Raw genomic sequence first — 6,124 nt, 5'->3', positions numbered from 1 at the left:
GGGGGGGGCGGCCGCCCGACCACTCGCCTGGACCTATCGCAGGTCCGTCAGGTCGGGTTTTCCAGATTGAACTGGCCGGCATGCTCGTCATAGCCGAACAGCTCGCCATAACGGCCCCAGGTTATGAGCGCACGCAGGGTCGTCTCGGCGAAGTCCTCGGACATGTGGTCCTCCAGCTCCTCGCTGAAGCGGGTGAAGGGCGCGCGGTGGGTCGGCCGCTCGTCCAGCACCCGACGGATGAGGCCGGCCAGCGGCACGTAGGCCATCAGGTGATCCGCGAACAGGCGCTTGCGGGCATCCACCTCGGATTCGGCAAAGTGCCGGCCGGCCTCCGACAGCGTCACGTCGCCCGCTTCCACCCCCGCGAACCGCAGCAGCTGCAGCGTCTCGACGATGGGGAACAGCTCGTCCACCTCCATCTGCAAGGCGGCTGCGAGAACGGGGAGATCGGCCCTGCCGTTGTAGGGCGGCGCGGCCAGCGTCTCCATCAGGCCCGAGAGGAGGTTGGTGGAGATGTTGGGCAGAGCGGTGCCGATGCCCGCGATGCCGGCGCCTTCGTGCCTGGGTTCGCTCTTTTCCAGCGGCGTCCGCTGGGTCATGCGGCCATAGATGTCATCCACGATGGCGCGGAACACCGGGTCGAGCCGCGCGCGCGGATGCGGCAGGTCGATCTTGATCTCCGCCGCCACCCGGCCGGGATTGGAGGAGAAGATCAGGATGCGGTCGCACATGAGCACCGCTTCCTCGATATTGTGCGTGACCATGAGGATGGACTTGATGGGCAGCCGCCCCTCGATCCACAGGTCGATCAGGTCGGTGCGCAGGGTCTCGGCGGTGAGCACGTCGAGCGCCGAGAACGGCTCGTCCATGAGCATCAGGCGCGGGTGCACCACCAGAGCGCGGGCGAAGCCCACGCGCTGGCGCATGCCGCCGGAAAGCTCCTTGGGATAGGCGCTCTCGAAGCCGTCGAGACCGATGAGGTCGATGGCCTGAATGGCGCGGCGGCGGCCTTCCGCCGCGGGCACGCCGATGGCGTCGAGACCGACCTCCACATTCTCCAGAACGGTGAGCCAGGGAAACAGCGCGAAGCTCTGGAACACCATGGAGAGGCCCTCGCACGGGCCGGTGACGGGCTTGCCGCACCATTCCACGCGGCCGGTGGTGGGCTTCACCAGGCCGGAGATGATGCGCAGGAGCGTGGATTTGCCGGAGCCCGAGCGGCCCAGAAGCCCCACCACTTCGCCCTCATTGATGGTGAGCGACACGTCATCCAGCACCAGCAGGTCGGCATTCTCGCCCTTGTGGTAGATCTGCCGGACGCCGGAGGCGGAGACGAGGGTTTTCTTTTCGCTGTCGACGACAGAGGCGTGGTGTTCCATCAAGGTCATCTCATCCTCCATCAGTCGAGGCGCAGACGGCGGCCGGCGAAGACATAGAGCGGACGCCAGAGCAGTCGGTTGAACAGGATCACGAAGATCGACATCACCGCGATGCCGAGCACGATGCGCGGATAGTCGCCCGCGGCGGTGGCATCGGCGATGTAGGCGCCGATGCCGTGGGCGCGCAGCGTGGTGTCACCCCAGCTCGCGACCTCGGCGACGATGGAGGCGTTCCAGGAGCCTCCGCTCGCGGTGATGGCGCCGGTGACGTAATAGGGAAAGATCCCCGGCAGCATCACCTTCTTCCACCAGCTCCAGCCGCGGATGCGGAAGGTGCCCGCCGCCTCCCTCAGATCGTTGGGGAAGGCGCTCGCCCCTGCCACCACGTTGAACAGGATGTACCACTGGGTGCCGAGCACCATCAGCGGCGACAGCCAGATGTCCGGGTCGAGGCCGAGCCGGACGATGGCCACCACCGCGAACGGGAAGATGATGTTGGCCGGGAAGGCCGCGAGGAACTGGGCCATGGGTTGCACCCGCTCGGCCCAGGCCGGCCGAAGCCCGATCCAGACCCCGATGGGCACCCAGATGAGGGTGGCAAGGGCGATCAGTACGATCACCCGCAGCATGGTCAGCACCCCGAGGCCGAAGGCCTGCGCCACCTCCGGCCAGGTCAGCTCGGTGGCGACGAAGGTGACGATGGTCCACAGGCAATAGGCCGTCACCGCCAGCACCAGCGCGAGCCACACCTTGTCGGAGAGCGGGCTGGACAAGGCGCGGCGGGCGTCCCCCGGCACCGCGACCGGAAGGGCGAGGCGCTGGCGCGGGACCGCGGACAGCAGCGCGCCCAGCGGCCCCAACAGGCGCTGGAACAGGCGGGTGCGCCGGGCCGCCGAGAGCAGCCAGGAGGAAGGCGCGGCCCCGCTGGCGGAGGTCTCCACCCGGAACTTGTCGGCCCAGGCCACCAGCGGGCGGAACAGCAGCTGGTCGTAGATGAGGATGACGGCCAGCATGGCCAGCACAGCCCAGCCCACCGCCGGCAGGTTCTGCTCCTTGATGGCGAGGGCCACGTAGGAGCCCACCCCCGGCAGGGTGATGGTGGTGTCGCCCACCGAGATGGCCTCCGACGCCACCACGAAGAACCAGCCCCCGGACATGGACATCATGGTGTTCCACACCAGTCCCGGCATGGAGAAGGGCACTTCCAGCCGCCAGAAGCGCTGCCAGCCGGTGAGGCGGAAGGAGCGGGTGGCCTCGTCGAGGTCGCGCGGCACGGTCTTCAGCGACTGGTAGAAGCTGAAGGTCATGTTCCAGGCCTGGCTGGTGAAGATGGCGAAGATGGCCGCCAGTTCCACCCCCAGCACCTTCCCCGGGAACAGGGACATGAAGCCGACGACGGTGAAGGACAGGAAGCCCAGCACCGGCACCGACTGGAGGATGTCCAGCATGGGGATGAGCACCATCTCCGCCCGCCGGCTCTTAGCCGCCAGCGCGCCGTAGAGGAAGGTGAAGACCAGCGAGGCGAGGATGGCCGCCAGCATGCGCAGCGTGGTGCGCAGCGCATATTCCGGCAGCTGGGCGGGATCGAGGGAGACGGGCGTCTGGTTCAAGGCCGCGAGGGGCACGAGTGTGCCCTGCCCGCCGTGCACAATCAGGATGAGCGCGCCGAACAGCAGGCCGAAGGCCAGCGCATCCCACAGGTTCGGCGCGAAGCGCCGCCGACGGCCCGCTTCCAGGGCCGGGTGCTGCATCGTCATGACGACAGATCCGAATGCGATTGGAATTTACGGCGCCGACGGGCAGCCGGTGCCGGGAGGTTTCGCATGGGACTGGGGCTCACCCTGTCCTGCCGGGACAGCAGGAACCGCCCTGCCCGAGGCCGCGCAGCGGAGCACGGCCGTGCGACGCCACCGTGACGGCGCCGCGATGGGGCTGTGGTCAGCCAGGATGGGTGCCAGGCCTGCGCCTGTGCGCGCATCGGCTTCGATCGCCGTCCTCGTTACGATGAGAGAACGCGATAGGTCTGCGGAAATACAGCGCCCGCATGGCTCACCTCTTGTCCCGGAGCCTGCCGGCGGGACGGTGAACCGGACGCGAAAGGTCAGGTCCGCGCGGCCGCGGGCGGGCTCGAGCTAGATCGACTGGAACTGTCCATCACCCGATTGCTTTCAAGAAATCCGGCCGGCCTGACGGTGGAGTCTTCGGTGAACCCGCGAACGGGCACGCTCCATCTCCCAGGCATCCGGTGATGCCGCCTATCGCGCCCGGCGCCGGCGCGGTCAAGCGGAAAATGCGCGGTGCGGCAAGGCGTCCGGACTGACGCTGCGAGACCGACTTCGGCGCCCCGGGACAGCAGCTGAGGCACGAAATCTCCGGTCATCACCCATGAATGGATGCATCCGGCGCGGCCTTGAGCCATGCACCGCCCTACCTGCCGCTCCGTCTCCGGAGCCCATCGACCGCCCGAAGGATCGCCTTCCCCTCGGCCCTGGCATCGAACGGCACTGCATCTCCGCCCCGCCCGTAGAGGCGCGCGTCGAGGCGCGCCGTCTCTTGCCCGCTCACCGGCAGTCCGAGTGCGCGCCACCGGCGCAGGTGACGCTCCACCGCGCGGCGGAGCGCGAATGGCTCGCCGGTCCGCACCGCCCGGCGCACGGCGATACGGGTGGGGTCCACCGGCGAGAGCCGCCCGAGCGCCTTCAGCACGTCGTCCCGCCGGCGCGGCCCGAGGCCCGCGAGGACCAGCACACATCCCGCCAACAGCCCGCCCGTGATGGCCAGCGCCGCGGCCCGCATCTGCCCGGCGGGCAGATGCCCGGTGCCGCCGACCCCGGCATAGATGCTGGCATAGCCGAAGGGGATCGCCGGGATCTCCGACGTGCGCATCTGCCGTGCTTCGGTGTCAAACCAGGGGATGGCGATGGCCGGAAGCACGGCGGGGTCGCCGGTGCTCGGCCGCAGGTGCCATTCCCATGTCACCGTCGTCACCGGGCCGTCTGGCGTCAGGCGCTGCGTGCGCGCCTCCGGCGCCGCGAAGCTGATGAGCCAGGGCGCGCGCACGATGGGGCGCGGCGGCACCAGATGCGACGGTGCCCCTACCGCCTCGATGGTGACGCGGCGGACGAGGGTTTCCCCGTCGCGCAGCTTGCCGGGCTCGGCGGACAGCGCGTCGGTGACGGTGAGGCTGCGCGCCGCGAGCGTCGCCCCCTCCACCGGGAACGGGGCCACCGCCACCGTCACGGGCTCCGCCGTGACCGGCAGGTCCTCCCGCGGCGCATCGGTGCCCACCACAGTCAGCCGGTGCGTCACCGGCCCGATGGTGAGGGGACCCGCGTGGCGCGGGAACAGCGCGATGCGGCGCTCGAACACCCGGACGGACCGCCCCTCCACCTGCTCCGTCCGCCACTGGTCGCGGGCGAGCTGCATCCAGTCATAGTCGGGAGAATCGGGAAAGCTCAGCTTTTCCAGCGTGATCTGCCGCTCGTATTCACCGCGCACGAGAACGGGGATCATCTCACCCGCCACCGGCCGCATCTCGGGAATGACCAGCCGCAGGCGCTCCGCCTGCGCGGCGCCGGCCGGGCACAGGAGGAGCAGGAGGCAAAGCGCACGGCGTAGCCTCATTGTGCGTCTCCATCCCGCCCGATCAGGCCGAGCGCCGCGCGGCGCTCGAACTCCTTGCGCAGGCGCAGGCGCAGGTACGCGCCGGGATCGTCGGCGATGGTGTCGAGCCAGGCATCGGAAGCGACGATCCCGCGTGCCTCGATCGGCTTTTTCAGCTCCGGGTCGGGGGTGGCCACCACGCCGTCGCCCGTGTTCGCGGATGCAGTTCCCACAGCCGCCGGGATATGGCCGCGGACGACGCTGGTGCCCAGCGTCTTGGGTGCCAGCGCGTCGATGATCCCGCGCAGCCGACGCGCCTCGGCATCCGCCGAGTCCACGAACAGCACGGCGTCGAGATAGGCGACGGACAGCGCGTAGCGGCCGGTCGCCGCGAGGGTCAGGGCGCGGTTGAACGTCTCGCTGCGGCCAGCCTCCGCGAAGGCCGCGTCCGCGGCGGGGTAGTCACCCGCCCGGTAGAAGGCGATACCCCGTGCGGCGGCATCATCCTGCCAGCGCGCCGTCCCCGGCGCCCCGGCCCAGAAGGCGAGCCGCGCAAGGGAGGATGGCCCCGCAAGCATGAGGCAGGCGAGGCCCGCAGTTGCCAGCAGGAGGATGCGCCGTACCGGGGAGAGGCCGCTCATGCGCGCCTCCGGAACAGGGCGAGAAACGGGATGAGCGCGAGCGCCGCGACCAGCGGGCCGAGATCCTCGAACGCAAGCCCCGCCGCCCGCCCGTCACGCGTGAGCGCCACCGAACCGGACAGGCGGTCGATGACCGGCCAGGGCGCACGGGCCGGGGCGGATGCGACGCCCAGCGCCTCCAGCGACGCCCCTCCGTCGCTCCCCGCACCGAGGGCAAGAGTGAAGAGGCGGACGCCGCCCGTGGCGAGCCGCGCCGCCTCGGTGCGCACCGCCGCATCGAGGCCGCTGCCGTCCGAGATCAGAACGAGATCCGCGTCCGGCGTCCCCTCCAGCATGCGGCGGGCGAGCCGCAACGCGGCGGCCGGCCGGGCGCCACTGCTCGGCATGGTATCGGGGCCAAGCACGGCGATCAGGCTCTCCAGCACCGTGGGATCGCCCGTCGGCGCCGCCACGTCATAGGCCTCGTCGGAATAGAGGATGAGCCCCACCGGCCGCCCGGCC

Annotated in this window: 4 protein-coding genes and 1 pseudogene; all 5 read right to left on the bottom strand. The window is 70.1% G+C overall.

Features of this window, described 5'->3' with window-relative positions; translation table 11 throughout:
- Positions 1-47: 47 nt before the first annotated feature.
- Complete coding sequence (locus tag ACE3QW_RS14780) at positions 48-1,388, bottom strand: AAA-associated domain-containing protein (RefSeq protein WP_374252149.1); 1,341 nt, start codon at positions 1,386-1,388, stop codon at positions 48-50.
- An 11-nt stretch (positions 1,389-1,399) separates the two neighbouring features.
- Positions 1,400-3,136, bottom strand: a complete 1,737-nt coding sequence (locus ACE3QW_RS14775) for an ABC transporter permease (protein ID WP_374252147.1) — start codon at positions 3,134-3,136, stop codon at positions 1,400-1,402.
- 670 nt (positions 3,137-3,806) lie between these two features.
- Entirely contained in the window at positions 3,807-5,003 is a 1,197-nt protein-coding gene (locus ACE3QW_RS14770) for a hypothetical protein (protein WP_374252145.1), read from the bottom strand.
- Complete coding sequence (locus ACE3QW_RS14765; protein WP_374252143.1) at positions 5,000-5,623, bottom strand: hypothetical protein; 624 nt, start codon at positions 5,621-5,623, stop codon at positions 5,000-5,002. The genes ACE3QW_RS14770 and ACE3QW_RS14765 overlap by 4 nt, the downstream gene beginning before the upstream one ends.
- Positions 5,620-6,124 (bottom strand): annotated as a pseudogene (locus ACE3QW_RS14760) (hypothetical protein); the annotation flags it as partial. The pseudogene ACE3QW_RS14760 and the gene ACE3QW_RS14765, both read right to left, overlap by 4 nt.

This window comes from Xanthobacter sp., assembly GCF_041911315.1.
In the GTDB taxonomy this organism is placed as follows: domain Bacteria; phylum Pseudomonadota; class Alphaproteobacteria; order Rhizobiales; family Xanthobacteraceae; genus Xanthobacter; species Xanthobacter aminoxidans.
Note: the sequence above shows the minus strand (reverse complement) of the source record. Positions and strands in the feature narration are given on the sequence as shown.